This is a genomic window from Mesorhizobium sp. NPDC059025, assembly GCF_042739655.1.
In the GTDB taxonomy this organism is placed as follows: domain Bacteria; phylum Pseudomonadota; class Alphaproteobacteria; order Rhizobiales; family Rhizobiaceae; genus Mesorhizobium.
Window position 1 is genome coordinate 260,129 of record NZ_JBHYIM010000002.1, and the last position, 24,904, is coordinate 285,032.

At 61.1% G+C, this 24,904-nt stretch carries 36 protein-coding genes; 3 read left to right on the forward strand and 33 right to left on the reverse strand.

Annotated elements, in window-relative coordinates; all coding sequences use genetic code 11:
* Positions 1-20 precede the first annotated feature (20 nt).
* From phoA to rpsL, 32 genes are all read right to left on the reverse strand, one after another.
* Positions 21-1,454: an alkaline phosphatase gene (gene phoA / locus ACFWYE_RS05420; RefSeq protein WP_379110097.1), complete on the reverse strand. Its 1,434-nt coding sequence runs from the start codon at positions 1,452-1,454 to the stop codon at positions 21-23.
* 233 nt (positions 1,455-1,687) lie between these two features.
* A complete protein-coding gene (gene rplQ / locus ACFWYE_RS05425; RefSeq protein ID WP_129415647.1) occupies positions 1,688-2,113 on the reverse strand; it encodes a 50S ribosomal protein L17 in 426 nt (141 codons plus the stop codon).
* Between the two features lie 103 nt (positions 2,114-2,216).
* On the reverse strand, positions 2,217-3,227 hold the full coding sequence (locus tag ACFWYE_RS05430) for a DNA-directed RNA polymerase subunit alpha (RefSeq protein WP_379110099.1): 1,011 nt from the start codon (positions 3,225-3,227) through the stop codon (positions 2,217-2,219).
* 100 nt (positions 3,228-3,327) lie between these two features.
* Positions 3,328-3,717 (reverse strand): 30S ribosomal protein S11, encoded by a 390-nt coding sequence (gene rpsK / locus ACFWYE_RS05435; protein ID WP_024924781.1) that lies wholly within the window; start codon positions 3,715-3,717, stop codon positions 3,328-3,330.
* Between the two features lie 126 nt (positions 3,718-3,843).
* Positions 3,844-4,212, reverse strand: a complete 369-nt coding sequence (gene rpsM / locus ACFWYE_RS05440; RefSeq protein ID WP_024924780.1) for a 30S ribosomal protein S13 — start codon at positions 4,210-4,212, stop codon at positions 3,844-3,846.
* 197 nt (positions 4,213-4,409) lie between these two features.
* Entirely contained in the window at positions 4,410-5,003 is a 594-nt protein-coding gene (locus tag ACFWYE_RS05445; RefSeq protein WP_379110101.1) for an adenylate kinase, read from the reverse strand.
* Positions 5,000-6,340, reverse strand: coding sequence for a preprotein translocase subunit SecY (secY, locus tag ACFWYE_RS05450; protein ID WP_129415650.1), 1,341 nt, complete (start codon positions 6,338-6,340; stop codon positions 5,000-5,002). The genes ACFWYE_RS05445 and secY overlap by 4 nt, the downstream gene beginning before the upstream one ends.
* A 128-nt stretch (positions 6,341-6,468) precedes the next feature.
* The gene (gene rplO, locus ACFWYE_RS05455) at positions 6,469-6,942 is read right to left on the reverse strand and encodes a 50S ribosomal protein L15 (RefSeq protein WP_379110103.1); all 474 of its coding nucleotides are present in this window, start codon (positions 6,940-6,942) and stop codon (positions 6,469-6,471) included.
* 17 nt (positions 6,943-6,959) lie between these two features.
* Complete coding sequence (gene rpmD / locus ACFWYE_RS05460) at positions 6,960-7,157, reverse strand: 50S ribosomal protein L30 (RefSeq protein WP_054311493.1); 198 nt, start codon at positions 7,155-7,157, stop codon at positions 6,960-6,962.
* Positions 7,158-7,182: 25 nt separating this feature from the next.
* Positions 7,183-7,752, reverse strand: coding sequence for a 30S ribosomal protein S5 (rpsE, locus tag ACFWYE_RS05465; protein WP_129415652.1), 570 nt, complete (start codon positions 7,750-7,752; stop codon positions 7,183-7,185).
* Positions 7,753-7,905: 153 nt separating this feature from the next.
* A complete protein-coding gene (gene rplR / locus ACFWYE_RS05470) occupies positions 7,906-8,265 on the reverse strand; it encodes a 50S ribosomal protein L18 (RefSeq protein WP_379072220.1) in 360 nt (119 codons plus the stop codon).
* Positions 8,266-8,397: 132 nt separating this feature from the next.
* The gene (rplF, locus tag ACFWYE_RS05475) at positions 8,398-8,931 is read right to left on the reverse strand and encodes a 50S ribosomal protein L6 (protein ID WP_379072223.1); all 534 of its coding nucleotides are present in this window, start codon (positions 8,929-8,931) and stop codon (positions 8,398-8,400) included.
* A 32-nt stretch (positions 8,932-8,963) separates the two neighbouring features.
* Entirely contained in the window at positions 8,964-9,362 is a 399-nt protein-coding gene (rpsH, locus tag ACFWYE_RS05480; RefSeq protein ID WP_101934556.1) for a 30S ribosomal protein S8, read from the reverse strand.
* A gap of 12 nt (positions 9,363-9,374) precedes the next feature.
* A complete protein-coding gene (gene rpsN / locus ACFWYE_RS05485) occupies positions 9,375-9,680 on the reverse strand; it encodes a 30S ribosomal protein S14 (protein ID WP_129415655.1) in 306 nt (101 codons plus the stop codon).
* Positions 9,681-9,707: 27 nt separating this feature from the next.
* Positions 9,708-10,277, reverse strand: coding sequence for a 50S ribosomal protein L5 (rplE, locus tag ACFWYE_RS05490; RefSeq protein WP_379110105.1), 570 nt, complete (start codon positions 10,275-10,277; stop codon positions 9,708-9,710).
* Positions 10,270-10,584 (reverse strand): 50S ribosomal protein L24, encoded by a 315-nt coding sequence (rplX, locus tag ACFWYE_RS05495; RefSeq protein WP_379072232.1) that lies wholly within the window; start codon positions 10,582-10,584, stop codon positions 10,270-10,272. Before rplX ends, rplE begins: the two co-directional genes overlap by 8 nt.
* Positions 10,585-10,596: 12 nt before the next feature.
* Complete coding sequence (rplN, locus tag ACFWYE_RS05500) at positions 10,597-10,965, reverse strand: 50S ribosomal protein L14 (protein ID WP_024924768.1); 369 nt, start codon at positions 10,963-10,965, stop codon at positions 10,597-10,599.
* A gap of 73 nt (positions 10,966-11,038) precedes the next feature.
* Positions 11,039-11,278 (reverse strand): 30S ribosomal protein S17, encoded by a 240-nt coding sequence (gene rpsQ, locus ACFWYE_RS05505; RefSeq protein WP_054311485.1) that lies wholly within the window; start codon positions 11,276-11,278, stop codon positions 11,039-11,041.
* An 11-nt stretch (positions 11,279-11,289) separates the two neighbouring features.
* Positions 11,290-11,490 carry a 50S ribosomal protein L29 gene (gene rpmC, locus ACFWYE_RS05510; protein WP_054311484.1) on the reverse strand — a complete coding sequence of 67 codons (201 nt, stop codon included), beginning with the start codon at positions 11,488-11,490 and terminating at the stop codon, positions 11,290-11,292.
* Between the two features lie 14 nt (positions 11,491-11,504).
* Positions 11,505-11,918: a 50S ribosomal protein L16 gene (gene rplP, locus ACFWYE_RS05515; RefSeq protein WP_054311483.1), complete on the reverse strand. Its 414-nt coding sequence runs from the start codon at positions 11,916-11,918 to the stop codon at positions 11,505-11,507.
* A 27-nt stretch (positions 11,919-11,945) separates the two neighbouring features.
* Complete coding sequence (gene rpsC, locus ACFWYE_RS05520; RefSeq protein ID WP_129415658.1) at positions 11,946-12,668, reverse strand: 30S ribosomal protein S3; 723 nt, start codon at positions 12,666-12,668, stop codon at positions 11,946-11,948.
* Complete coding sequence (gene rplV / locus ACFWYE_RS05525) at positions 12,668-13,057, reverse strand: 50S ribosomal protein L22 (protein WP_101934562.1); 390 nt, start codon at positions 13,055-13,057, stop codon at positions 12,668-12,670. The genes rpsC and rplV overlap by 1 nt, the downstream gene beginning before the upstream one ends.
* A 2-nt stretch (positions 13,058-13,059) precedes the next feature.
* Positions 13,060-13,338 (reverse strand): 30S ribosomal protein S19, encoded by a 279-nt coding sequence (gene rpsS / locus ACFWYE_RS05530; protein ID WP_054311480.1) that lies wholly within the window; start codon positions 13,336-13,338, stop codon positions 13,060-13,062.
* Positions 13,339-13,354: 16 nt separating this feature from the next.
* Positions 13,355-14,188 (reverse strand): 50S ribosomal protein L2, encoded by an 834-nt coding sequence (gene rplB / locus ACFWYE_RS05535; protein WP_379110108.1) that lies wholly within the window; start codon positions 14,186-14,188, stop codon positions 13,355-13,357.
* 23 nt (positions 14,189-14,211) lie between these two features.
* Positions 14,212-14,505 (reverse strand): 50S ribosomal protein L23, encoded by a 294-nt coding sequence (locus tag ACFWYE_RS05540; protein WP_054311478.1) that lies wholly within the window; start codon positions 14,503-14,505, stop codon positions 14,212-14,214.
* Entirely contained in the window at positions 14,502-15,122 is a 621-nt protein-coding gene (gene rplD, locus ACFWYE_RS05545; protein WP_379072246.1) for a 50S ribosomal protein L4, read from the reverse strand. The genes ACFWYE_RS05540 and rplD overlap by 4 nt, the downstream gene beginning before the upstream one ends.
* Positions 15,122-15,835 carry a 50S ribosomal protein L3 gene (gene rplC, locus ACFWYE_RS05550; protein ID WP_101934567.1) on the reverse strand — a complete coding sequence of 238 codons (714 nt, stop codon included), beginning with the start codon at positions 15,833-15,835 and terminating at the stop codon, positions 15,122-15,124. The genes rplD and rplC overlap by 1 nt, the downstream gene beginning before the upstream one ends.
* A gap of 59 nt (positions 15,836-15,894) precedes the next feature.
* Positions 15,895-16,203: a 30S ribosomal protein S10 gene (gene rpsJ / locus ACFWYE_RS05555; RefSeq protein ID WP_006205468.1), complete on the reverse strand. Its 309-nt coding sequence runs from the start codon at positions 16,201-16,203 to the stop codon at positions 15,895-15,897.
* A gap of 65 nt (positions 16,204-16,268) precedes the next feature.
* Positions 16,269-17,444, reverse strand: a complete 1,176-nt coding sequence (tuf, locus tag ACFWYE_RS05560; protein WP_379072248.1) for an elongation factor Tu — start codon at positions 17,442-17,444, stop codon at positions 16,269-16,271.
* A gap of 65 nt (positions 17,445-17,509) precedes the next feature.
* The gene (gene fusA / locus ACFWYE_RS05565; RefSeq protein WP_379072250.1) at positions 17,510-19,600 is read right to left on the reverse strand and encodes an elongation factor G; all 2,091 of its coding nucleotides are present in this window, start codon (positions 19,598-19,600) and stop codon (positions 17,510-17,512) included.
* Between the two features lie 29 nt (positions 19,601-19,629).
* Positions 19,630-20,100, reverse strand: coding sequence for a 30S ribosomal protein S7 (gene rpsG, locus ACFWYE_RS05570; RefSeq protein WP_379072252.1), 471 nt, complete (start codon positions 20,098-20,100; stop codon positions 19,630-19,632).
* 63 nt (positions 20,101-20,163) lie between these two features.
* Complete coding sequence (gene rpsL, locus ACFWYE_RS05575; protein WP_024927095.1) at positions 20,164-20,535, reverse strand: 30S ribosomal protein S12; 372 nt, start codon at positions 20,533-20,535, stop codon at positions 20,164-20,166.
* A gap of 506 nt (positions 20,536-21,041) precedes the next feature.
* Here rpsL and ACFWYE_RS05580 point away from each other — a divergent pair.
* Genes ACFWYE_RS05580 through ACFWYE_RS05590 form a run of 3 tightly spaced genes read left to right on the forward strand, consistent with a single transcriptional unit; the run spans position 21,042 to position 23,347 of the window.
* A complete protein-coding gene (locus tag ACFWYE_RS05580; RefSeq protein ID WP_129416422.1) occupies positions 21,042-21,296 on the forward strand; it encodes a transcriptional regulator in 255 nt (84 codons plus the stop codon).
* 12 nt (positions 21,297-21,308) lie between these two features.
* On the forward strand, positions 21,309-22,421 hold the full coding sequence (locus ACFWYE_RS05585) for a PLP-dependent cysteine synthase family protein (protein ID WP_379072254.1): 1,113 nt from the start codon (positions 21,309-21,311) through the stop codon (positions 22,419-22,421).
* A complete protein-coding gene (locus ACFWYE_RS05590) occupies positions 22,418-23,347 on the forward strand; it encodes a Gfo/Idh/MocA family protein (protein ID WP_379110111.1) in 930 nt (309 codons plus the stop codon). The genes ACFWYE_RS05585 and ACFWYE_RS05590 overlap by 4 nt, the downstream gene beginning before the upstream one ends.
* 72 nt (positions 23,348-23,419) lie before the next feature.
* On the opposite strand, the gene ACFWYE_RS05595 is transcribed toward ACFWYE_RS05590, so the two are convergent.
* The gene (locus ACFWYE_RS05595) at positions 23,420-24,838 is read right to left on the reverse strand and encodes an APC family permease (RefSeq protein WP_379110113.1); all 1,419 of its coding nucleotides are present in this window, start codon (positions 24,836-24,838) and stop codon (positions 23,420-23,422) included.
* Positions 24,839-24,904 lie beyond the last annotated feature (66 nt).

The window sequence follows — 24,904 nt, forward strand, 5'->3', positions numbered from 1 at the left end:
AGGAGGAAGGGCCGAGGTCATCAATCAGCCAGCTTCAACGCATCGCGGATGGTGAAGAACATGTCGGTCTGGTCCGTCAGGCCGGCAAAATTGGCGGCATGGGGACCATAGGCCGCGACGCGTAGCTGCGCGCCGGTATGTTCCTGATCGTTTTCATCTTCCGACGTGCCATAGTTGATGGTGAGCACTGTACCATCCTTGGTGTTCAGAACCTGAGTGAGACCAGTCGACTTGGTCTCGTTCGGGATGATCTGGCTGGTGTGGGCGTGGTCGGCGGTGACGATGACCAGCGTCTTGCCGTCGGCCTTGGCGAAGTCGAGTGCAACCTGCACGGCTTCGTCGAGATCGACCGTCTCGCCGATCTGGCCACATGGATTGGCGGCATGATCCTGCTTGTCGATCGAAGCACCCTCGACCTGCAGGAAGAAGCCCTTCTCGTTGGTCTTGAGCAGTTCGATCGCCTTGGTTGTCATCGCGGCCAGCGTCGGGACAGTTGCGGCGCGTTCGCCGTTCGGTTCGCAGGTCACCACCGGCTGGTCGATGTTACCGTGATGAGTGGCCTTCGGGCCCTTCCAGCGCACAGGCATGTTGCCCTCCGAGAACAGGCCGAGCACCGGCTTGTCGTTGTTGGCAGCGGTCAGAGCCTTGAGCTCGTCGGCATTGGTCACGATCTGGAAACCGCGTTCCTTAGCCTGGTCGAGCAACGTCTTGTCCTTCCAGTCCCCGGCCTTGGCGGTCTCGCCGAAGCTCTTTGCGCCACCACCCAGCACAACGTCGGCGCGCGTGTTCAGCAACTGCTCTGAAATCGAACCGAGGCCGCCGTTCTCCAGCGCATTGGTCGGGCATTTTTCAGCGGTCGCGGTTGGGCCATAGCATTTGCGCTGCGTGACATGGGCAACCTGCACGGCAGGCGTGGCGTCCTGGATCTCGGCGGTGGAGACATTGCCCGTGCCGATCCCGGCGACCTTGGCCAGCTCGATCAGGGTCTTGTGCGGCTTTTCCTGGATGTCGACGGAGATGGCGCCGTTGTAGGTCTTGGTGCCCGTAGCCCAGGCCGAGCCCGAGGCGGCGGAATCAGTGACATAGCTCGGCTTGCCGCTCTTCTTGTCGAGCGCATAGTGCGTGTACTGACCCGTAACCGGTAGCGCATCGATGCCCTTGAAGAACCCGCCGGCGCCTTCGGCAACGTTACGCGCTACCGTGATTTCGGAATCGCCCATGCCGTCGCCGATGAGCAGGATGACGTTCTTCACGTCGCCGCCCTGGATGTACTTCTGAAATTCCGCGGTGGCCTCTCCGGTCAGGCGCCTTGCGCCCCCTTGCTGGGTGATGTCCCCCTTGGCGCCACGCTCAAGAAAAGCATCGGCGGCCCCCTGCCCGTAAACGGTGCCAGAAACGAGAAGCGCGGAAAACGCTGCCGTGGCCAGCAGCGAGCGCCTGATGAGATTGGTCATGATCATCCATCCTTCAAAACGGTGATAAGGGTCCCCCGAGACCCATCCCCTCTCCGTTTTGTTGGAAAGCCATGACCGGCAGATGACAGCCGGGCAACGGCTGGATGATCATCCCCTGCTCTGCGCTGAAAAGCCGATTCAGGCTGATGCACAAACCGCAAATGATGCGGGACCCAAAAACAAAAAGGGACCCACGAGGGGTCCCTGAATGTCTTTCAACAAGTCCGAAGGGCTTAGGCCGCCTCGGTCTCGGTCGCTTCGGCTTCGACACGAGCGCGGTCGGCAGCGCCCTTGGCCGAGGTATCACGATCAACGAACTCGATGACCGCCATGGCGGCGTTGTCGCCCTTGCGGAAACCTGCCTTCATGATGCGCAGATAACCGCCGTTGCGCTGCGCATAACGCGGTGCAATCGTATCGAACAGGCGCTTCACGACCGGCTCATTGCCGATCTGGGCGATGACCTGACGACGGGCGTGCAGGTCGCCGCGCTTGCCGAGCGTGACGAGCTTCTCGACGATCGGACGCAGGTCCTTCGCCTTCGGCAGGGTGGTGACGATCTGCTCGTGCTCAATCAGAGACACGGCGAGGTTGGCGAACATCGACTTGCGGTGGCTTACGCTGCGGGCGAAGCGACGGCCTTTGAAACCGTGGCGCATGGCTCTTTTCCTTCTTCAGTTGTTCAAGAGGCCACGGCCTCTGATGGTTTTCCGCATGACCGTCGGATCAGCGGCTCTCACCGCCGATCCTTGGAGTTCATGCTCAATATTGGTCTTCGTAACGCTTTGCGAGGTCTTCGATGTTTTCCGGCGGCCAGTCCGGCACTTCCATACCGAGGTGCAGGCCCATCGCTGCCAGAACTTCCTTGATCTCGTTCAGGGACTTGCGGCCGAAGTTCGGCGTACGAAGCATCTCCGCTTCCGTCTTCTGGATGAGGTCGCCGATGTAGACGATGTTGTCGTTCTTCAGGCAGTTGGCCGAGCGCACCGACAGTTCCAGCTCGTCGACCTTCTTGAGGAGCGACGGGTTGAAAGCGAGTTCGGTGACAGCCTCAGCCGCCACTTCCTTCTGCGGCTCGTCGAAGTTGACGAACAGCGAAAGCTGGTCCTGCAGGATGCGAGCGGCGAAAGCCACCGCGTCCTCACCGGTAACCGAACCATCGGTCTCGATGGTCATGGTCAGCTTGTCCTTGTCGAGCTCTTCGCCGTGGCGGGTGTTCTCAACCTTATAAGAGACCTTCTTGACCGGCGAGTAGAGCGAGTCGACCGGGATCAGCCCGATCGGCGCGTCTTCAGCGCGGTTGCGTTCAGCCGGCACATAACCCTTGCCGGTGTCGACGGTGAACTCCATCCGGATCTCCGCGCCCTCGTCGAGGGTGCAGATGACGTGGTCGGGGTTCAGGATCTCGACGTCGCCAACGGTCTGGATGTCACCAGCCGTGACGGCACCCGGCCCCTGCTTGCGCACGACCATGCGCTTGGGACCATCGCCTTCCATCTTGATGGCGATTTCCTTGATGTTCAGCACGATATCGGTCACGTCCTCGCGAACACCGCCGATGGACGAGAATTCATGCAGCACACCATCGATCTGCACGGCGGTAACAGCCGCGCCACGCAGCGACGAAAGCAGCACGCGACGCAGCGCGTTGCCCAAGGTCAGACCGAAACCGCGTTCCAGCGGCTCTGCGATCAGCGTCGTCAGCGTCTTGCCCTTCGACGAGAAGTCGATCTTGTTGGGCTTGATCAGTTCCTGCCAGTTCTTCTGGATCATTTTCTACCCTTCCGTTTCCCCACCACCATCCAATCGTGGCGGGCGACCTGGAAACCATTCGGGAACGCACGAGGCGTTCCCGGTGGCATTCGAAAAGCTATTAGACGCGGCGCTTCTTGCGCGGACGGCAGCCGTTATGCGGGATCGGCGTCACGTCACGGATCGAGGTGATGGTGAAGCCGGCGGCCTGCAAAGCGCGGAGCGCCGACTCACGACCCGAACCTGGACCGCAAACCTCGACTTCGAGCATGCGCATGCCGTGTTCCTGCGCCTTCTTGGCGACGTCTTCGGCGGCCATCTGGGCAGCGAACGGGGTCGACTTGCGCGAACCCTTGAAGCCCTGGGCGCCAGCCGATGACCAGGCAATCGCATTGCCCTGTGCATCGGAAATGGTGATCATGGTGTTGTTGAAGGTCGAGTTGACGTGAGCGACACCCGACGAGATGTTCTTGCGTTCGCGGCGACGGACGCGTGCGGCTTCCTTGGCCATGGTAGTCCTTTCAGTTGATCTCTACACCGCCGTAATGCCAGCGGCTACACCTGGAGGCAGTCGGACTTCGGCAGTCGGCAGCCGTCTTATCCGACTGCCCATTGCCTACTGGCGACTGCCGCCAAATTACTTCTTCTTGCCGGCGATCGCCTTCGCCGGACCCTTGCGGGTGCGAGCGTTGGTGTGGGTACGCTGGCCGCGCACCGGCAGCGAACGACGGTGACGCAGGCCACGGTAGCAGCCGAGGTCCATCAGACGCTTGATGTTCATCGAGACTTCGCGACGCAGGTCACCTTCGACCTGATAGTCACGATCGATCGTCTCGCGGATCTGCAGCACTTCGGCATCGGTCAGCTGGTTGACGCGGCGCTCTGCAGGGATGCCGACCTTGTCGACGATTTCCTGGGCGAACTTCTTGCCAATGCCGTGAATGTACTGAAGCGCGATAACGACGCGCTTGTTGGTCGGAATATTAACGCCGGCTATACGAGCCATGACTTCTCTTTCTCCATTTGGGCCGGACGACAACGTCGAACCGGCGCTTTGCGTGAACCCGCGTCCGGTGGAGGCCGGCCCATGCGGGAGTTCCTGTTCAAAGCGGCTGCATTGTCCTCACGGACAAGCAAAGCTCATGCCTGATAGGGAGACGGGCCGCCATACTCCAGCAGCCCGGCCCAGTCAAGCTTAATTGTTCATTTCTGGACAGCAGCTGCCAGAATGGTCTCGATCTGCCCGGTTACGGCATCGATGTCGGCCATGCCGTCGACGCCCTTCAGCATGCCTTTGGCATGATAATAACCGATGAGCGGAGCCGTCTTCTTGTAATACTCGCGCAGACGCTCCTCGAAGACTTCGGGATTGTCGTCCTTGCGCACCGGCTGCCCGGCTGCCGCTGCTTCCTGAGCGCGCTTGACGATTCGGCCAACCAGCACCTTGTCGTCAACGACGAGCTCGATGACCGCGTTCAGCTTCAGCTTGCGCTCCGCGAGCATCGCCTCGACCGCGTCGGCCTGTGCCAGCGTGCGCGGATAACCGTCCAGGATGAACCCGCTGGCGCAATCGGCCTGGTCTATGCGCTCTGCAACGATGGCGTTGACGATAGCATCGGACACCAGTTCGCCGGCATCCATGACCGCCTTGGCCTTGAGGCCTACCGGTGTCTCCGCCTTGACGGCGGCACGCAGCATGTCTCCGGTGGAGAGCTGCGGAATGCCGTGTTTTTCAACCAGTCGCTGCGCCTGCGTCCCCTTGCCCGCACCAGGCGGGCCAAGCAATATCAACCTCATCTACCCCTCTTACCTCCGCGCAGCTTCGACTTCTTGATCAGACCCTCGTACTGATGCGCGATCAGATGACCCTGAATCTGCGCAACGGTGTCGAGCGTTACACTGACCACGATCAGAAGCGAAGTGCCACCAAGGTAGAACGGTACGCCAGTCGCCGAAATCAGGAATTCCGGCATCAAGCAGATGACAACCAGATAGATGGCGCCGATCACCGTGATGCGGGTAAGCACGTAGTCGATATACTCGGCAGTCCGCTCTCCCGGACGGTAACCAGGGATGAAGCCGGAATGCTTCTTCAACTGGTCGGCGGTGTCCTTCGGATTGAAGACGATCGCCGTATAGAAGAACGCGAAGAACACGATCATGGCAGCATAGAACGCCATGTAGAGCGGCTGGCCGTGACCGAGCGACGCCAGAACGGTGTTCGCCCAGGCCGGCAGGTTGGTCGTGCTCGAGAAACCGGCAACGGTCGCCGGCAGAAGCAGCAGCGAGGACGCGAAGATCGGCGGGATAACGCCCGACGTGTTGAGCTTCAGCGGCAGGTGCGACGTATCGCCCTGGAACATCCGGTTGCCGACCTGGCGCTTCGGATACTGGATCAGGAGCCGGCGCTGCGCCCGTTCGAAGAACACGATCAGCGCGATGACCACGACGGCCAGGATGATGATGGCAAGGATAAGCGGGGTCGACAACGCACCGGTGCGGCCGAGTTCCAGCGTGCCGGAAATCGCGCTTGGCAGGCCGGCGACGATACCAGCAAAGATGATCAGTGAAATGCCGTTGCCGATGCCGCGGGCGGTGATCTGCTCGCCCAGCCACATCAGGAACATGGTGCCGCCCACCAGAGTAATGACGGTGGAGATGCGGAAGAACATGCCCGGATCAGTGACGATGCCGTTACCGTTCTCAAGCCCTGCCGAGATGCCGTATGCCTGCACGATGGCGAGCAGCACGGTGCCATAGCGGGTGTACTGATTGATGATCTTGCGGCCCTGCTCGCCTTCCTTCTTCAGCGCTTCGAGCGACGGAATGACCGACGTCATCAGCTGCATGATGATGGAAGCGGAGATGTAGGGCATGATGCCCAGCGCGAAGATCGCCATACGCTGCACAGCGCCGCCGGCGAACATGTTGAACATGCCCAGCACGCCCTTGGACTGCGACTGGAAAGCCTGCGAGAACGCGGCCGGATCGATGCCTGGAAGCGGGATGTAAGTGCCAAGGCGATACACGAGGAGAGCGCCGATCGTAAACCAGATGCGCTTCTTGAGATCCTCGGCCTTGGCGAAAGCCGCGAAATTGAGATTGGACGCCAGTTGTTCAGCAGCCGAAGCCATGGAAATTTCTCCGCCAGATGACGCGGGAGCGCCCGCTTCGGGCAGCGCCTATCACCGAGCACCGGACATAGGCTCGGCCATGCCAAGATGCAAGCGGCCGCGTCGAGCGCGGCCACTTGTCTAAGATATTATTCGGCAGATGCCTTTTCAGGCAGCTTCACCGAACCGCCGGCCTTCTCGATCTTCTCGATGGCGGCCTTGGAGGCGCCGGCCACGTCGAAGGAGACCTTGGCCTTCAGTTCACCGTCCGAAAGAACGCGCACGCCGTCCTTGAGGCGGCGAATGACGCCGGCCTTGACGAGCGCCTCACCGGTCACGGTCTCCTTGGCGTCAAGCTTCTTGGCATCGATCGCCGTCTGGATACGGGCGAGCGACACAGTGGCGAAGCTCTTGGCGAAGATGTTGTTGAAGCCGCGCTTCGGCAGACGACGGTAGAGTGGCATCTGGCCACCCTCGAAGCCGTTGATGGCAACGCCGGAACGGGCCTTCTGACCCTTCACGCCGCGGCCGGCAGTCTTGCCGGAGCCCGAGCCGATGCCGCGTCCGAGACGCTTGCGAGCCTTGGTCGCACCGTCCTTGTCACGCAGGTCGTTGAGTTTCATTTTTCTTCTCCTGCGGCTTACTTCTCGTCCACAACGCGGACGAGATGCTGGACGGCCGCAATCATGCCGCGCACGGAAGGCGTATCTTCCAGCGTGCTCTTGCGGTGCATCTTGTTGAGGCCGAGGCCGACCAGCGTCGCACGCTGTTCCTTCGGCCGACGGATCGGCGAACCGATCTGCTCAACGGTGACAGTCTTGGTAGCTTTCTTGGCCATGTTGGTGGTCCCTCTAAGCTATCGACTATTCATCAGCCGCAACGGCATTGCCGCGGCGAGCCTGAAGGGTCGAATACTTGATGCCACGCGCAGCAGCCACATCCTTCGGATGCATCTGGCGCTTCAGGGCGTCGAAGGTCGCGCGAACCATGTTGTACGGGTTCGACGAGCCCATCGACTTCGCGACGACGTCGTGCATGCCGAGCGTCTCGAAGACAGCGCGCATCGGACCACCGGCGATGATACCGGTACCCTGCTTGGCGGTGCGCAGCAGAACGCGGCCAGCGCCCCAACGTCCCTCGACGTCGTGATGCAGCGTGCGGCCCGAGCGCAGCGGCACGAAGATCATTTCGCGCTTGGCAGACTCGGTCGCCTTGCGGATCGCCTCAGGCACTTCGCGAGCCTTGCCGTGGCCGAAGCCAACGCGGCCCTTCTGGTCGCCGACGACGACGAGAGCGGCGAAGCCAAAGCGACGACCACCCTTCACCACCTTGGCGACGCGGTTGATGTGTACGAGCTTGTCGACGATGCCGTCGTCGCGCTCTTCGCGGTCACGGCCACGTTCGCGGCCGCCTTCCCTACGTTCCTGTGCCATATCCTAGTCCTTGTTCTTTTCCGGAAGCACGGGTTGCTGAAATGCCGGCGCCTCTTTTCGAGGTCGCCGGCGGCGAAAAACTTGTGCCTTCTGCACGATCCGTTCCGAAATGTCAGCCCCTTTTTCGAAGCCGGCTTTCGGAAAGGTTCAGGCTTAGAAGTTCAGGCCACCTTCACGGGCGGCTTCGGCCAGCGCCTTGACGCGGCCGTGATAGATGTAGGAGCCACGATCGAACACGACATCCTTGATGCCTGCCTTGACGGCGCGTTCGGCAACGAGCTTGCCGACGGCAGCTGCAGCAGCGGTGTCGGCGCCGGTCTTCTTGGCCGCCTTGAAATCCTTCTCGAGCGTCGAAGCGGCGGCGATGGTGTGGCCGCTGGCGTCGTCGATCACCTGCACATAGATGTTCTTCGAGGTACGGTGCACCGAAAGACGCGGGCGGCCGTTGGCGACTGCCTTGATCTGGCGACGGATACGCGCCGAGCGGCGCTGCGTGGCTTCTTTGGTTGCCATGGTCGTAATTCCTGCCTTGTAAGACGGGGGTTGCCCTGTGCGGTAGGTTTTTCTCCTCCCGCGGCAACACCCCGTGGCGTTGCATTTCCTGGATTTGGCCCTGTCCGAACAATCGGTTCAGGGCCAAGCCTATTACTTCTTCTTGCCTTCCTTGCGGACGATCTTCTCGCCAGCATAACGCACGCCCTTGCCCTTGTAGGGTTCTGGGCCGCGATATTCGCGAATCTCGGCCGCAACCTGGCCGACCTGCTGCTTGTCGATGCCCGAAACGGTGATTTCGGTCGGCTTGCCTACAGTGATCGTGATGCCCTGCGGGGTCTCATAAACCACATCATGGGAAAAGCCGAGCGCCAGCTGCAGGTTCTTGCCCTGCATGGCAGCGCGATAACCAACGCCGGTGATCTCAAGCTTCTTTTCGAAGCCGTCCTTCACGCCGGTCAGGATGTTGACGATCTGGGTCCGCGACATACCCCACTTGGAGCGTGCGTCCTTCGACTGGTCGCGCGGCTCGACGGCGATGTGGCCTTCGTCCAGCTTGACCAGAACTTCGTCGTTGACCACGAACTTCAGTTCGCCCTTCGGTCCCTTGGCCGTCACGGTCTGGCCGTTGACGGTTGCGGTTACGCCGGCCGGTACCGAGACGGGCTTTTTACCAATACGAGACATTTTCTCTCGTCCTTCCTATCTCAACTCGCCGATCAGAAGATCTGGCAGAGGACTTCGCCGCCGACGTTCTGCTCGCGTGCTTCGTGATCGGCCATGACGCCTTTCGGGGTCGAAAGGATGGCGATGCCGAGGCCGTTGGCGACCTGCGGGATCGACTTTGCCGAAACGTAGACGCGGCGGCCCGGCTTCGAAACGCGGGAAATTTCGCGCACGACCGGATTGCCGTCGAAATACTTCAGTTCGATCTCGATTTCCGACTTGCCGTTGTCGAAGTCGGTCTGGCTGTAGTCGCGGATATAGCCTTCCGACTTCAGCACGTCGAGAACGCGGGCGCGCAGACGCGAGGCCGGAGTCGACACCGACGACTTCTTGCGGCCGTAGGCGTTGCGGATGCGGGTCAGCATATCGCCGAGAGGATCACTCAATGACATTTCTTGTCCTCCTTACCAGCTCGACTTGACCAGGCCCGGGATCTGGCCGGTATTGCCGAGATCGCGAAGCGCGATACGCGAGACCTTGAGCTTGCGATAGAAGGCGCGCGGACGGCCCGTGACTTCGCAGCGGTTACGGATGCGGATCTTGGCCGAGTTGCGCGGCAGGGCCGAGAGCTTCAGCTGGGCGCGGAAACGCTCGTCCATCGGCTTGGACTGATCCATGACGATTTCCTTGAGGGCCTTACGCTTGGCAGCGTACTGGTCCACAAGCTTGCGGCGCCGGTTGTTCTTTTCGACTGAGCTGGTCTTTGCCATTTCAGATTTTTCCTTTGCTCGCTGCCGTTACTGGCGGAAGGGGAAGTTGAAAGCCTTGAGCAGCGCCCTGGCTTCGTCGTCCGTCTTCGCAGTCGTACAAACGATGATGTCCATGCCCCAGATCTGATCGACCTTGTCGTAGTTGATCTCCGGGAACACGATGTGCTCCTTGATGCCCATGGCGTAGTTGCCGCGGCCATCGAAGCTCTTCGGATTCAGGCCGCGGAAGTCGCGAACGCGCGGCAGCGCGATGTTGACCAGGCGGTCCAGGAATTCATACATGCGCTCCTTGCGGAGCGTCACCTTGGTGCCGATCGGCATGTTCTCGCGAACCTTGAAGCCGGCGATCGACTTGCGGGCGCGGGTGATGACCGGCTTCTGGCCGGCGATCATCGCAAGATCCTCGGCAGCGACCGAAGGCTTCTTGGAGTCGCCCGTGGCTTCGCCGACACCCATGTTCAGCACGATCTTGTCGATGCGTGGAATCTGCATCTCGTTGTCGTACTTGAACTGCTCCAGCAGCGCCTTCTTGATGGTCTCGTTGTAGACCTGCTTCAGGCGCGGCGTGTTCTGCGCGGTTTGTGCTGCCTTAGCCATTGATGACTTCTCCCGAGCGCTTGGCGACTCGTACCTTCTTGCCGTCCTTCTCAAGCTTGAAGCCGATACGGGTCGGCTTGCCATCCTTGGGATCGGCAACGGCGATGTTCGAAAGGTGGATCGGCGCTTCCTTGCGGATCAGACCGCCCTGCTGGGCCTGGGTCTGACGCTGGTGGCGAACCACGATGTTGATACCGCGAACAATCGCGGTGTCTTCCTTCGGCTGAACGGACAGAACTTCGCCGGAGCGGCCCTTGTCCTTGCCGGAAAGCACGACGACCTTGTCGCCTTTGCGGATCTTTTGCATTTCTCCGGCTCCTTACAGCACTTCAGGTGCGAGCGAGATGATCTTCATGTGGTTCTTCGCACGAAGTTCGCGCGGAACCGGCCCGAAGATACGGGTGCCCACCGGCTCTTTCTTGTTGTCGACGAGAACGGCTGCGTTCTTGTCGAAACGGATCACGCTGCCGTCCGGACGACGGATGTCCTTGGCCGTGCGAACCACGACCGCCTTCATCACATCACCCTTCTTCACGCGGCCGCGCGGAATGGCTTCCTTGATCGACACCACGATGATGTCGCCAACGGAGGCATACTTCCGCTTCGAGCCGCCCAGCACCTTGATGCACATGACACGACGAGCGCCGGAGTTGTCCGCGACGTCGAGGTTTGTTTGCATCTGAATCATGACTGGCCGCCTTCTTCTTCGCTATCGGGACGGGCTTAAGAGCCCCTCCCCGGTCTGTCCAAAATTCGTTTCGTTACGCCTGATCGGAACCGATCACGACCCAGCGCTTATCCTTGGAAATCGGAGCCGATTCCTGGATGGACACCTGGTCGCCCACCTTGTGGGTGTTGTTCTCGTCATGCGCCTTGTACTTCTTCGACATGCGCACGGTCTTCTTCATCACCGGGTGGGTGAAGCGACGCTCGACCTTGACGACGACCGTCTTCTCGTTCTTGTCGCTGACGACGGTGCCCTGCAGGATGCGCTTTGGCATGATTCTCGTCCTTATGCCTTCTTGGCCGCTGCTTTTTCAGCAGCGATGGTCTTGATGCGCGCGATGTCCTTGCGGACCTGCTTCACGCGCGCGGTCTTTTCGAGCTGGCCGGTGGCCTTCTGAAAGCGCAGGTTGAACTGCTCCTTCTTCAGATCGGCAAGATCAGCGTCGAGCTCGTCGACGGTCTTCATACGTACATCAGAGGCCTTCATCGCTTAGCCCTTCCTTATTCTGCAATGCGCTGCACGAAGCGCGTGCGAACCGAGAGCTTGGCGGCACCGAGGCGCAGGGCCTCGCGAGCGATCTCTTCCGACACACCGTCGATCTCGAACATGACGCGGCCCGGCTTGACGCGGCAAGCCCAGTAGTCGACCGCGCCCTTACCCTTACCCATGCGAACTTCGGTTGGCTTCGAGGTCACCGGAACGTCCGGGAACACACGGATCCAGACCCGGCCGGCACGCTTCATCTCGCGGGTGATCGCGCGGCGGGCCGCCTCGATCTCACGCGCGGTGACGCGGTTCGGCTCCAGCGCCTTCAGTCCGAAGCCGCCGAAATCCAAGTTGGTGCCACCTTTCGCGGTGCCGTGGATGCGGCCCTTGAACTGCTTACGGAACTTTGTGCGCTTTGGCTGCAGCATCGTTCTAACTCCAGATTCCTATGCCTATCAGGCGTTTTCGCGACGACGGCTGCGCTCGGAGCGCTCACCGCCCTGCGAATGATCGCCTTCGGTAGCACGACGTTCCGAAGCCATCGGGTCGTGCTCGAGGATCTCGCCCTTGAATACCCACACCTTGACGCCGCAGATACCATAAGCGGTCTGGGCTTCGGCGGTGCCGTAGTCGACATCGGCGCGCAGCGTATGCAGCGGCACGCGGCCTTCACGGTACCATTCCATGCGGGCGATTTCGGCGCCGCCGAGACGGCCCGAGCAGTTGATGCGGATGCCCTCGGCACCGAGACGCATGGCCGACTGCACGGCGCGCTTCATGGCGCGACGGAATGCGATACGGCGCTCGAGCTGCTGCGCGATCGACTGAGCGATCAGCGTCGCGTCGGTCTCCGGCTTGCGCACTTCAACGATGTTGAGGTGCGTTTCGGACTGCGTCATCTCGGTCAGCTTCTTGCGAAGCTTCTCGATGTCGGCGCCCTTCTTGCCGATGATCAGACCCGGGCGAGCGGCGTGAATGGTCACGCGGCACTTCTTGTGCGGACGCTCGATGACGATCTTCGAGATCGCGGCCTGCTTGAGTTCCTTCTCAAGATATTCGCGGATCTTCAGGTCTTCATGCAGCAGCTTGCCGTACTCGCCGGTGTTTGCGTACCAGCGGGAATCCCAGGTGCGGTTGATGCCGAGACGGAGACCGATCGGATTGATTTTCTGACCCATTATGCGGCCTCCCCTTTCTCTTCAACCTCACGCACGACGATCGTGAGGTGCGAAAACGGCTTTTCGATACGGCTGGCGCGACCGCGGCCACGAGCGTGGAAACGCTTCATGACGATCGACTTGCCGACATAGGCCTCAGCCACGATCAGCGCATCGACATCGAGGTCGTGGTTGTTTTCCGCGTTGGCGATCGCCGATTCCAGCGTCTTCTTCACGGTGTCCGAAATCCGCTTGCGCGAGAATTCCAGATCGTTGAGCGCAGCAGCAACCTTCTTGCCGCGGATCATCGCAGCAACCAGGTTCAGCTTCTGAGGGCTGATGCGGATCGTGCGCAGAACTGCACGAGCCTCGTTATCAGCAAGCCTGCGCGGAGCTTTGGCCTTGCCCATGATTACTTCCTCTTCGCTTTCTTATCCGCGCCGTGACCGTAATAGGTCCGGGTCGGAGCGAATTCACCGAACTTGTGACCGACCATGTCCTCGTTCACCGAGACCGGGACATGCTTCTGGCCGTTGTAGACACCGAAGGTGAGGCCGACGAACTGCGGCAGGATGGTGGAGCGGCGGCTCCACATCTTGATCACCTCACTACGACCACCTTCACGAACCTTGTCTGCCTTCTTCAGAAGGTAGCCGTCGACGAAGGGGCCTTTCCAAATCGAACGAGTCACTTGGCGTTACCTCTTCTTAGCTCTTGCGCTGATGGCGCGAGCGCACAATGAACTTATCGGTCGCCTTGTTGGACCGCGTCTTCTTACCCTTGGTGGGCTTACCCCACGGCGTGACCGGATGACGGCCACCCGAGGTGCGGCCTTCACCACCGCCGTGCGGATGGTCGACCGGGTTCATGGCAACACCGCGGTTGTGCGGGCGCTTGCCACGCCACACCGAACGACCGGCCTTGCCGTCGTTGATGTTGCCGTGGTCGGGGTTCGACACGGCACCGACAGTCGCAAAGCACGAGCCGTGCACGATGCGCTGCTCACCCGAGTTCAGGCGAAGGATCGCCATGCCCTGGTCGCGACCGACGAGCTGGGCATAGGCACCAGCCGAGCGCGCAACCTGACCGCCCTTGCCGGGCTTCAGCTCGATGTTGTGCACGATGGTGCCCACCGGCATGGCCGACAGCGGCATCGCATTGCCTGGCTTCACGTCGACCGCTTCACCAGCCACAACCTTGTCACCGGCCTGCAGGCGCTGCGGGGCGATGATGTAGTTCAGCTCACCATCCTCATACTTGATGAGAGCGATGAAGGCAGTGCGGTTCGGATCGTATTCCAGGCGCTCGACCGTGCCGACAACATCAAGCTTGCGACGCTTGAAGTCGATGATGCGGTAGGTGCGCTTGTGGCCACCGCCGATGAAGCGGGCCGTGATACGACCGTAGTTGTTGCGGCCGCCCGACTTGGTCAGGCCCTCGGTCAGGCCCTTGACGGGCTTGCCCTTGTGGAGGCCCGAGCGGTCGACGATGACCAGCTGGCGGGTGCTCGGCGTTATCGGGTTATATTTCTTCAGTGCCATTGTCGTTGTCCTCGCGGCCTAGCTCAGAGACCCGTCGCGACGTCGATCGACTGGCCATCGGCCAGCGTCACCACTGCTCGCTTGACGTCGCCCTGGCGGCCGATCGTGCCGCGGAAGCGCTTCACCTTGCCCTTGCGGACCAGCGTGTTCACAGCCGTCACCTTGACGCCGAACAGCGCCTCGACTGCTGCCTTGATCTCCGGCTTCGACGCCTTCTTGGCGACGTTGAAGACCACCTGGTTCTGCTCGGACGCCATGGTCGACTTTTCGGTGATCGCCGGCGAGACGATCACGTCGTAATGACGAAGGTCGGTCATTTGAAGCGCTCCTCGAGAGCCTCGACGGCGGCCTTGGAAAGGACCAGCGTGCCGCGGCGCAGAATGTCGTAGACGTTGATGCCCTGAATAGGCAGCACGTCGATGTTCGGAATGTTGGCAGCAGCCCGCTTGAAGCCCTGGTCGAGCTCGGCACCGCCGATAAGCAAGGCGTTGGTCAGGCCGAGCGAAGCAAAGTTCTCCACCAGCGCCTTGGTCTTGGCTTCCGTCAGCTTCAGATCGTCGACGATGATAATCGACGAGCTTTTCACCTTGGCCGACAAAGCGTGCTTCAGGCCAAGCGCGCGGATCTTCTTCGGCAAGTCAAATTCATGGCTGCGAACGACAGGACCATGAGCCTTGCCACCGCCGCGGAACTGCGGAGCGCGTGCCGAATGGTGGCGGGCGCGGCCCGTACCCTTCTGCTTGTACATCTTGGCACCGGTGCGCGCGATGTCGGCGCGACCCTTGGCCTGATGCGTGCCCTGCTGCTTCTTGGCAAGTTGCCAGCGAACGACGCGGGCGAGGATGTCCTCGCGTGGCTCAAGGCCGAAGATCTCTTCCGAGAGCTTCACCTTGCCGGCATCCTTGCCGGCGAGAGTGGTGATCTTGAGGTCCATTATTCCGCTCCCTCGGTGGCCGGAGCCTGATTGTTGGCGGCGGCGCGGATCGCGGCCGGCTTCGGCGCGTTGGCAGGCAGCGCAACCTTGGCGGCGTCGCGAACCAGGATCCAGGCGCCCTTGGTGCCCGGAACCGCGCCACGAATGAGAATGAGGCCGCGATCGGCGTCGGTCGAAACGACCTCGACGTTCTGCGTGGTCACCCGGGTAGCACCCATGTGACCGGCCATCTTTTTACCCTTGAACACCTTGCCTGGGTCCTGGCGCTGACCGGTCGAGCCGTGCACGCGGTGCGACAGCGAGTTACCGTGGGTAGCGCGACCGCCACCGAAATGGTGACGCTTGATGACACCCTGGAAACCCTTACCGGTCGAAGTGCCGGTGACGTCGACCTTCTGGCCGGCGACGAAGTGGTCGACGGTCAATTCGGCACCGACGTCCAGCAGATTGTCCGGCGAAACGCGGAACTCGGCGACCTTGGCCTTCGGCTCCACGGAGGCGGCGGCGAAATGACCGCGCATGGCCTTCGACGTGTTCTTGACCTTGGCAAGCCCGACGCCGAGCTGAACAGCGGTGTAGCCGTTCTTTTCCTGCGTACGCTGTGCGACGACCTGGCAGCTCTCCATGCGGAGAACGGTAACGGGGACATGCTCGCCGGCATCATTGTAGATGCGGGTCATTCCCACCTTCTGTGCAATTACACCTGAACGCATCGGTTCATCTTCCTTCAGAGGAGCAGGTCGGGTCACCCCGCCGGCTCATGGTTCAGCTCTTAGAGCTTGATTTCGACGTCCACGCCGGCGGCCAGATCGAGCTTCATCAGCGCATCAACCGTCTGCGGGGTCGGGTCCACGATGTCGAGCAGGCGCTTGTGGGTGCGCATCTCGAACTGTTCGCGGCTCTTCTTGTCGACGTGCGGCGAACGGTTGACCGTGAACTTCTCAATGCGGGTCGGCAGCGGGATCGGGCCGCGGACGTTAGCGCCGGTGCGCTTGGCCGTGGAAACGATTTCCCGAGTCGAAGCATCGAGCACGCGGTGATCGAACGCTTTAAGTCGGATGCGGATATTCTGTCCGTTCATGCGTCTATTCCTTGTTCTGGCGCGGCGCGGGCGTATCCGCGCCCGCGACAGATCTCTTGTTCTTCTTACTCGACGATGGAAGCGACGATGCCGGCGCCGACGGTGCGGCCGCCTTCGCGGATAGCGAAGCGCAGCTTCTCTTCCATGGCGATCGGCACGATCAGCTCGACGTCAACGGTGATGTTGTCGCCAGGCATCACCATCTCGGTGCCGGCCGGCAGCGAGACGATGCCCGTCACGTCCGTCGTGCGGAAGTAGAACTGCGGACGGTAGTTCGTGAAGAACGGCGTATGACGGCCACCCTCTTCCTTCGTCAGGATGTAGGCTTCCGCCTTGAACTTCTTGTGCGGCTTCACCGTGCCCGGCTTGGCCAGAACCTGGCCGCGCTCGACGCCTTCACGGTCAACGCCACGCAGCAGCGCGCCGATGTTGTCGCCGGCCTGGCCCTGGTCCAGAAGCTTGCGGAACATCTCGACGCCCGTGCAGGTCGTCTTCGAGGTCGGACGGATGCCGACGATTTCCAGTTCCTCGCCGACCTTCACGATGCCGCGCTCGACGCGACCCGTCACGACCGTGCCACGACCCGAGATCGAGAACACGTCTTCGATCGGCATCAGGAACGGCTTGTCGATCGGACGCTCAGGCGTCGGGATGTAAGAGTCGACCGCTGCCATCAGCTCGCGGATCGCGTCTTCACCGATCTTCTTGTCCGAATCTTCAAGCGCAGCCAGAGCCGAACCCTTGATGATCGGAATGTCGTCGCCCGGGAACTCGTACTTCGACAGAAGCTCGCGAACTTCCAGCTCGACCAGCTCCAGAAGCTCGGCGTCGTCGACCTGGTCGACCTTGTTCAGGAACACAACGATCGCAGGAACGCCAACCTGGCGCGCAAGCAGGATGTGCTCGCGCGTCTGCGGCATCGGGCCGTCAGCGGCCGAGCAAACCAGGATCGCGCCGTCCATCTGGGCAGCACCGGTGATCATGTTCTTCACATAGTCGGCGTGGCCGGGGCAGTCGACGTGCGCATAGTGACGGTTCGGCGTCTCGTACTCGACGTGCGCCGTCGAGATCGTGATGCCGCGAGCCTTCTCTTCCGGCGCCGCATCGATCTGATCGTAAGGCTTGTATTCGCCAAAGTACTTCGTGATCGCTGCCGTCAGCGACGTCTTGCCATGGTCAACGTGACCAATCGTGCCAATGTTCACATGAGGCTTCGTACGCTCGAATTTACCTTTTGCCATGTGAGGTCTCCATTTCCTGCATGCCCGAAGGCGTTAAACCTGGTTACTGACGCAATTCCTCGGAATTACGCGTATTTCTTCTGGACTTCCTGAGCCACCGCGGTCGGAACCGGCTCGTAGTGGTCGAACTGCATCGTGTACTGGGCGCGGCCCTGCGACATCGAACGCAGCGAGTCGACGTACTTGAACATGTTGGCCAGCGGCACCATCGCGTTGACGACGACGGCGACACCACGGGTCTCCTGACCCTGGATCTGGCCACGGCGGCTGTTCAGGTCGCCGATGACGTTGCCGACGTAATCCTCAGGCGTAACGACCTCGACCTTCATGATCGGCTCGAGCAGCTGGACGCCGAGCTTCGGCGCAGCTTCCCTGAAGGCAGCACGAGAAGCGATTTCGAAGGCCAGGACCGACGAGTCGACGTCGTGGAAGGCGCCGTCGATGAGCGTCGCCTTGACGCCGATCATCGGGAAGCCAGCGAACGGACCGGACGACATGACCGAACCGATGCCCTTCTCGACACCCGGGATGTATTCCTTCGGAACCGAACCACCAACGATCTTGGACTCGAACACGTAGTCTTCGCCTTCCGGGTTCGGCTCGAACACCAGCTTGACGCGGGCGAACTGGCCGGTACCACCGGTCTGCTTCTTGTGGGTGTAGTCCTGCTCGTGGGTGCGGGTGATCGTCTCGCGATAGGCCACCTGCGGAGCACCGACATTTGCCTCGACCTTGAACTCGCGACGCATGCGGTCGACGATGATGTCCAGGTGAAGTTCGCCCATGCCGGCGATGATGGTCTGACCCGATTCCTCGTCGGTCTTGACGCGGAAGGACGGATCCTCGGCAGCCAGACGATGCAGCGCGAGGCCCATCTTTTCCTGGTCGCCCTTGGTCTTCGGCTCGATCGCGATCTGGATGACCGGATCCGGGAATTCCATGCGCTCCAGGATGACCGGATGCAGCGGATCGCACAGCGTGTCGCCGGTGGTCGTTTCCTTGAGGCCGGCCAGAGCGACGATGTCGCCGGCGAAAGCCTCTTCGATGTCGGCGCGCGAGTTGGCATGCATCTGCAGCATGCGGCCGATGCGCTCTTTCTTGCCCTTGACGGTGTTATCGAGCGACGCACCCTTGGTGAGCTTGCCCGAGTAGATGCGGGCGAAGGTGAGCGAACCGACAAACGGGTCGTTCATGATCTTGAAGGCGAGCATCGACAGCGGCTCATTGTCGTCCGCATGACGTTCGATCTCGGCATCGGTCTTGGCGTCAACGCCCTTGATGGCCGGAACGTCGATCGGCGACGGCAGGTATTCGACGACGGCGTCGAGCAGTGGCTGCACGCCCTTGTTCTTGAAAGCCGAACCGCAGAACATCGGGTAGAACTTGACCGCGATGGTACCCTTGCGGATCAGCTTGCGGATGGTGTCATTGTCGGGGAGATTGCCCTCGAGATAGGCGTTCATCGCGTCGTCATCCATCTCGACGGCAGCTTCGATGAGCTTCTCGCGGTATTCCTCGGCCTTTTCCTTCAGGTCGGCCGGGATCTCGACGACGTCCCAGGCAGCGCCCAGCGATTCATCGCGCCAGACCAGCGCATTCATCTCGACCAGGTCGACGACGCCCTTGAATTCACTCTCGGCGCCGATCGGCAGCTGCATGACGACGGCCTGCGCACCAAGGCGCGAGCCAATCATCTCGACCGAGCGGTAGAAATCAGCACCGATCTTGTCCATCTTGTTGCAGAAGATCATGCGCGGCACATGATACTTGTCGGCCTGGCGCCAGACGGTCTCGGTCTGCGGCTCTACACCGGCGTTGGCATCGAGCAGCGCGATGGCGCCGTCAAGCACGCGAAGCGAACGCTCGACTTCGATGGTGAAATCGACGTGGCCGGGGGTGTCGATGATGTTGAAGCGGCGCATCTTGCCGTCACGGCCCTGCCAGAAGGTCGTCGTCGCGGCGGACGTGATGGTGATGCCGCGCTCCTGCTCCTGCTCCATCCAGTCCATGGTCGCAGCGCCGTCGTGGACTTCGCCGATCTTGTGCGACTTGCCCGTGTAATACAGGACGCGCTCAGTCGTCGTCGTCTTGCCGGCGTCGATGTGCGCCATGATACCGAAATTACGGTAGTCTTCGATTTTATATTCGCGGGCCATGGAAGGTGCCTCTCAAGTCTCGTTCGCGCTTACCAGCGGTAGTGCGCGAAAGCGCGGTTGGCTTCCGCCATCTTGTGGGTGTCTTCACGCTTCTTCACAGCGGTGCCGCGGTTGTTCGCCGCGTCCATCAACTCGCCGGAAAGACGGTCGACCATGGTGGTCTCGTTGCGGTTGCGCGCAGCCGTGATCAGCCAGCGAATGGCGAGGGCCTGGCGACGCTCCGGACGAACATCAACCGGCACCTGGTAGGTAGCACCACCGACGCGACGCGAACGAACTTCGACGTGCGGGGCAACGTTGTCGAGCGCCTGATGGAAGACGCCGACCGGCTCCTGCTTGGTCTTGGACTGCACCTGGTCCAGCGCGCCATAGACGATCGTCTCGGCAATCGACTTCTTGCCGTCATACATAACGGCATTCATGAACTTGGTGATCACCAGATCGCCGAACTTCGGGTCCGGGTTGATCTCACGCTTATCTGCACTGTGACGACGGGACATAGCTCTTGTCTCTCAATCTCGCAGGCTTGGCGCACAATAAAAAAGCGCCGAAGCCGGAAAACCTTACTTCGGACGCTTGGCGCCGTACTTCGAACGGCGCTGCTTGCGGTTCTTGACGCCCTGGGTGTCGAGCACGCCACGGATCACGTGATAGCGCACACCCGGAAGATCCTTCACACGACCGCCACGGATCATGACAACCGAGTGCTCCTGAAGGTTATGGCCCTCACCCGGGATGTAGCCGATCACTTCGAAACCGTTGGTCAGGCGAATCTTGGCCACCTTGCGCAGAGCCGAATTCGGCTTCTTCGGCGTGGTGGTGTAGACGCGTGTGCAGACGCCCCGCTTCTGCGGGTTCTGCTGCATGGCAGGGACCTTGTTTCGCGTTGCCGGCACCTGGCGCGGCTTGCGGATCAGCTGGTTTACGGTAGGCATTAAACCTTCCTTCTAGTTCTAAATCTCGTGTCGCAAACCCATTACGGGCCGTTTCAAGCGGCTTTCCATACGCAAATTCGGGCCGAAACCGCGCGTTTGCGGTCTTGCCCGAACAAAAAGCAGAGGAAGCGTTGCCGCTTCATGCATGACGGAAATGTCGTTCGCTCGTAAAACGAACCCTGTTTGAGGCAAACTCCAAGGCGCGACGCCTCGGAAAAGCTGACCTCACATCGGTTCAGACGTCGCGGCTTCTACTCGCAACATCGCAAACCGTCAAGCCCGCAACCCCAGAAATTACGTTTGCGTCAGTGCTTGGCTGCCCTGCGCGCGACGCATGTAATATTCTTGCGTCTTTTTGCATATGCGAGGAAGAAAGTGACCGGCTTCCAACTGTCGCCTGGCATGGCTTCGTGCAAAAAGGGGCAAAATGCTCTTTTGGAGCCGCCAAAGGAAGGAATCAGTCTTTGCAGGATCCTCTCAACGATAATGACGAGCCCCGTCCGGTCATGATCATCACCGGCCGGGTCTGGAAGAAGAAAAACGGCAAGCCGGAAGGCGTCCATGTGATGCTGATGGCGCCCGATGATGATTCCGCCGTGCGCCGCGCCCTGGAATCACTCGCGGCCGAAGGTTATGCCGAAGCCGAGCTGGACCAGATCGGCGAGATGCAGGAAGAACCCGACGAGGAGCCGCATCTCTCAGCCTATCAGGGCGCGCTCGAAGGTGAGGTCTCGATCGTCACCTTCGACGAGCCGATCTAGCGGATAACGGTCGTGGCAGGGAAACAGGCCGGACGGACGGCCTCGCGGGATTGGGCGGATCGTGCCGTCGCGGCCATCGAGGCCGACCAGCATCGTTCCGCCGATACCCATCTATGGATGCTCGACGTGCCGGCCCTCCCCGGCATCGACCTTTATCTGAAAGACGAATCCACGCATCCGACCGGCAGCCTGAAGCATCGGCTGGCACGCTCGCTGTTTCTATATGCCCTGTGCAACGGCATGATTCGTGAAGGCACAGCGGTGGTCGAGGCGTCCTCAGGTTCCACCGCCGTTTCGGAAGCCTATTTCGCACGCATGATCGGCTCGCCCTTTTACGCCGTGATGCCGCGCTCGACCTCGCGTGAGAAGATAGCCGCCATCGAGCACTATGGCGGCAATTGTCATTTCATCGACGATGGCCGGCGCATATATTCCGAATCCGCGGAACTTGCCGAGCGGCTCGGCGGCTACTTCATGGACCAGTTCACCCATGCGGAACGCGCCACCGACTGGCGCGGCAACAACAACATCGCGGAATCCATCTTCCAGCAGATGCGCGCGGAACGCTTCCCGATCCCCTCCTGGGTGGTGATGGGCGCCGGTACCGGCGGTACCTCGGCGACCATCGGCCGCTACATCCGCTACAAACGCCACGCGACGAGGCTGTCGGTCGCCGACGTCGAACATTCCGCTTTCTTTGAGGGCTATGCGACTCGAGATGCGGGCTGCTCCTGCGAACGGCCCTCCCGTATCGAAGGCATCGGCCGGCCGCGGGTCGAGCCATCCTTCGTGCCTGGCGTCATAGATCACATGCTGCGCATACCCGACGGGGTGTCGATCGCAGCCAAGCGTGTGTTGTCGCGCCGGCTTGGGCGGCGTGTCGGTGGTTCGACCGGCACCAATTTCGCGGCTATGTGCTTTCACGCAGCACGCATGATCGCTGCCGGAGAAAGCGGTTCGGTGGTGACGCTGATCTGCGATTCCGGCGAGCGCTACGCCAACACCTACTATTCGGAGGAATGGTTGCGCGCGAACGCCATTGATCCCTCCCCCTTCGAGCCCGTGCTTGAGCGTTTCCTGGCCGGCGGGCCGTTCGAACTCAAACTTGAAGAAAGCTGGCGATGACTGCTACTCCCATCAACATAGCCATTGTCGGTGTGGGCAAGATCGCCCGCGACCAGCATCTCCCGGCACTTGCCCGGGACAGGGACTACAAGCTGCTTGGCGCGGCCAGCCCGCATGGAAAGGTGGATGGTGTCGCAAACTTTGCCGATATAGAAGCCCTGCTGGCGGGCGAGCCTGCGGTCGAAGCCGTGTCGCTTTGCATGCCCCCACAGTTTCGGCATGACGCGGCGCGCGCGGCGATCCTGGCCGGCAAACATGTTTTCCTCGAAAAGCCTCCCGGTGCGACGGTGAGCGAGGTCGAGCAGCTGAAGACCTTGGCGGCGGAAAGGGGCGTGACGTTGTTTGCGTCGTGGCATTCCCGCTATGCGCCTGCCGTGGAAGCCGCACGCACTTTTCTCGCATCGGCACGGATCAAGACGGCTGCCATCAACTGGAAGGAAGACGTGCGCCGCTGGCATCCGAACCAGGACTGGATCTGGCAGCCAGGCGGCTTCGGTGTGTTCGACCCCGGTATCAATGCCTTGTCGATTGCCACCCATATCCTGCCGCCGATGTTCATCACGGCTGCGACGCTCGATTTTCCGGAAAATCGGGATGCACCAATCGCAGCGCAGGTAAGCTTCCGCACCGACAAAGGCATTGCGGTGGCTGTCGATTTCGACTGGCGCCAGACCGGTCCGCAAAGCTGGGACATCCTGGCCGAAACGGACAAGGGTTCGATGGTGCTTTCCGCAGGCGGATCCAGGCTTGCCGTCGACGGCAAGGTAATCCAGGAAGGTCCGGACACTGAGTATCCGACACTGTACCGTCGCTTCGCCGAACTGGTACGCGGTCAAAGATCCGATGTCGATCTCGCGCCGCTCCAGCACGTGGCGGACGCCTTCATGCTCGGCAAACGCAATGTCGTCGAGGCATTCTTCGACTGACACACCCGGTATGGGCAGCATAAAGAAACGGCAGGCCAAGGCCTGCCGTTTTCATTGCGTCATGTCGATCGACTAGTTGACCGGACCGGGCATGCCGCCCTCGCCCACAGTCGGAGCTTCCGGCTTGACGCCGGTTGCGCGGTTGATGAAAACGGTCACCACCCATAGCACCACACCGAGTGCCAGAAGCACGCCGGCGATCTTGTATTGATCGGGATTACGGCCGGTCCATGGGCCGGTCAGGAAACCACAGGCGATGGCGCCAATCACCGGCAGGATGGTCGGTGCGGTGAAATGGTCATGGTCGACCTTGTCCTTGCGCAGCACCAGCACCGCGATGTTGACGATGGTGAACACGCAAAGCAGCAGCAACGCCGTCGTACCACCAAGCTGCGGCACCGAGCCGACGAAGGTGATCAGGCCGAAGGCGAGCAGCGTGGTGAAAACTATGGCGATGTAAGGCGTCTTGCGGGTCGCATGAACCTTGCCAAGCACCGGCGGCAGAACATGCTCACGGCTCATTCCATAGACCAGGCGGCTGGCCATCAGCATGTTGATGAGCGCGGAGTTCGCCACCGCAAACATCGTGATGAAGGCGAATATCCAGATCGGGAAGCCCGGCGCTCCGGTAGACACCACCTTGAGCAGCGGCGCTTCACCTTCACCGAGTTCCGCCGGCTCAACGAGTGTGACCGCCGAAACCGAAACCAGAACATAGATCACGCCGGTGATCAGCAGGCCGGCGAGCAGGATCTTGGGGAAGATCTTGGTCGGCTCCTTGGTTTCCTCGGCCATGTTGACCGAATCCTCGAAACCGACCATGGCGAAGAAAGCGAGCGTCGTAGCGGCGATGACCGGCCAGAACGGGCTCACACCTTCGGGGGTATGGAACTCGGTGACTCTCGAGACATCGCCCTGCCCCATGCCTATTGCCCAGAGACCGATTGCGATGACGATGAGCAGGCCGGTGAGTTCGACACAGGTCAGAACCACATTCAGCTTCACGCTTTCGCCGACGCCGCGGAAGTTCACCGCTGCCACGATCGCCATGAAAGCAAGCCCGAGCAGGATGATCCCGGTGCCGCCTTCCAACCCGAGGCCGAAAGCAGAGGAGAAATTAACCGCGAAAGCGCGCGAAGCCGTCGAGGCCGACGTGATGCCGGAACACATCACCGCGAAAGCCACGATGAAAGTGACGAAGTGGATGCCGAAGGCCTTGTGCGTGTAGAGCGCGGCACCGGCTGCACGAGGATATTTGGTGACCAGCTCCAGATAGCTGAAAGCGGTGATGACGGCGACGATGAAGGCGACCAGGAACGGCAGCCACACCACGCCGCCGACCTGCTTGGCGACCTGCCCGGTCAGCGCATAGATGCCGGTACCCAGAATATCGCCGACAATAAACAGCAGCAGCAGCCATGGCCCCATGACGCGATGAAGGCTGGGCTCCGCCGCATCCGTGTGGCCTGATTTCAAGGTTGCGTCGGTCATCGGTCCCTCCTCGCTGCGGCACCGCGACCATCAGGTCGGACAGGACACCGCATCCTCGTTTCGCGC

Coding starts and splice junctions, on each gene's coding strand:
- ACFWYE_RS05590 (WP_379110111.1), top strand. CDS start 22,418: ATGACTGCTACTCCCATCAACATAGCCATTGTCGGTGTGGGCAAGATC.
- tuf (WP_379072248.1), bottom strand. CDS start 17,444: ATGGCAAAAGGTAAATTCGAGCGTACGAAGCCTCATGTGAACATTGGC.
- rpsH (WP_101934556.1), bottom strand. CDS start 9,362: ATGTCATTGAGTGATCCTCTCGGCGATATGCTGACCCGCATCCGCAAC.
- rplD (WP_379072246.1), bottom strand. CDS start 15,122: ATGGACCTCAAGATCACCACTCTCGCCGGCAAGGATGCCGGCAAGGTG.
- rplV (WP_101934562.1), bottom strand. CDS start 13,057: ATGGGCAAGGCCAAAGCTCCGCGCAGGCTTGCTGATAACGAGGCTCGT.
- ACFWYE_RS05580 (WP_129416422.1), top strand. CDS start 21,042: ATGATCATCACCGGCCGGGTCTGGAAGAAGAAAAACGGCAAGCCGGAA.
- rplO (WP_379110103.1), bottom strand. CDS start 6,942: ATGAAACTCAACGACCTGCGTGACAAGGACGGTGCGACCAAGGCTCGC.
- rpmD (WP_054311493.1), bottom strand. CDS start 7,157: ATGGCCAAGAAAGCTACCAAGACTGTCACCGTTGAGCAGATCGGTTCG.
- rpsG (WP_379072252.1), bottom strand. CDS start 20,100: ATGTCCCGTCGTCACAGTGCAGATAAGCGTGAGATCAACCCGGACCCG.
- rpsK (WP_024924781.1), bottom strand. CDS start 3,717: ATGGCCAAGGAAGCCGCACGCGTCCGTCGCCGCGAACGCAAGAACATC.
- rplB (WP_379110108.1), bottom strand. CDS start 14,188: ATGGCACTGAAGAAATATAACCCGATAACGCCGAGCACCCGCCAGCTG.
- rplF (WP_379072223.1), bottom strand. CDS start 8,931: ATGTCTCGTATTGGTAAAAAGCCCGTCTCGGTACCGGCCGGCGTAACC.
- secY (WP_129415650.1), bottom strand. CDS start 6,340: ATGGCTTCGGCTGCTGAACAACTGGCGTCCAATCTCAATTTCGCGGCT.
- rpsL (WP_024927095.1), bottom strand. CDS start 20,535: ATGCCTACCGTAAACCAGCTGATCCGCAAGCCGCGCCAGGTGCCGGCA.
- ACFWYE_RS05430 (WP_379110099.1), bottom strand. CDS start 3,227: ATGATCCAGAAGAACTGGCAGGAACTGATCAAGCCCAACAAGATCGAC.
- rplC (WP_101934567.1), bottom strand. CDS start 15,835: ATGCGTTCAGGTGTAATTGCACAGAAGGTGGGAATGACCCGCATCTAC.
- ACFWYE_RS05445 (WP_379110101.1), bottom strand. CDS start 5,003: ATGAGGTTGATATTGCTTGGCCCGCCTGGTGCGGGCAAGGGGACGCAG.
- rplN (WP_024924768.1), bottom strand. CDS start 10,965: ATGATTCAGATGCAAACAAACCTCGACGTCGCGGACAACTCCGGCGCT.
- rpsC (WP_129415658.1), bottom strand. CDS start 12,668: ATGGGTCAGAAAATCAATCCGATCGGTCTCCGTCTCGGCATCAACCGC.
- rplE (WP_379110105.1), bottom strand. CDS start 10,277: ATGGCTAAGGCAGCACAAACCGCGCAGAACACGCCGCGCCTGAAGCAG.
- ACFWYE_RS05540 (WP_054311478.1), bottom strand. CDS start 14,505: ATGACCGACCTTCGTCATTACGACGTGATCGTCTCGCCGGCGATCACC.
- rpsN (WP_129415655.1), bottom strand. CDS start 9,680: ATGGCAAAGACCAGCTCAGTCGAAAAGAACAACCGGCGCCGCAAGCTT.
- rplP (WP_054311483.1), bottom strand. CDS start 11,918: ATGCTGCAGCCAAAGCGCACAAAGTTCCGTAAGCAGTTCAAGGGCCGC.
- rplR (WP_379072220.1), bottom strand. CDS start 8,265: ATGGCAACCAAAGAAGCCACGCAGCGCCGCTCGGCGCGTATCCGTCGC.
- rpsJ (WP_006205468.1), bottom strand. CDS start 16,203: ATGAACGGACAGAATATCCGCATCCGACTTAAAGCGTTCGATCACCGC.
- rpsM (WP_024924780.1), bottom strand. CDS start 4,212: ATGGCTCGTATAGCCGGCGTTAATATTCCGACCAACAAGCGCGTCGTT.
- rplQ (WP_129415647.1), bottom strand. CDS start 2,113: ATGCGCCACGGTTTCAAAGGCCGTCGCTTCGCCCGCAGCGTAAGCCAC.
- fusA (WP_379072250.1), bottom strand. CDS start 19,600: ATGGCCCGCGAATATAAAATCGAAGACTACCGTAATTTCGGTATCATG.
- rpsQ (WP_054311485.1), bottom strand. CDS start 11,278: ATGCCAAAGCGCATCCTGCAGGGCACCGTCGTCAGCGACAAGAACGAG.
- rpmC (WP_054311484.1), bottom strand. CDS start 11,490: ATGAAGGCCTCTGATGTACGTATGAAGACCGTCGACGAGCTCGACGCT.
- ACFWYE_RS05595 (WP_379110113.1), bottom strand. CDS start 24,838: ATGACCGACGCAACCTTGAAATCAGGCCACACGGATGCGGCGGAGCCC.
- rplX (WP_379072232.1), bottom strand. CDS start 10,584: ATGCAAAAGATCCGCAAAGGCGACAAGGTCGTCGTGCTTTCCGGCAAG.
- phoA (WP_379110097.1), bottom strand. CDS start 1,454: ATGACCAATCTCATCAGGCGCTCGCTGCTGGCCACGGCAGCGTTTTCC.
- rpsE (WP_129415652.1), bottom strand. CDS start 7,752: ATGGCACAGGAACGTAGGGAAGGCGGCCGCGAACGTGGCCGTGACCGC.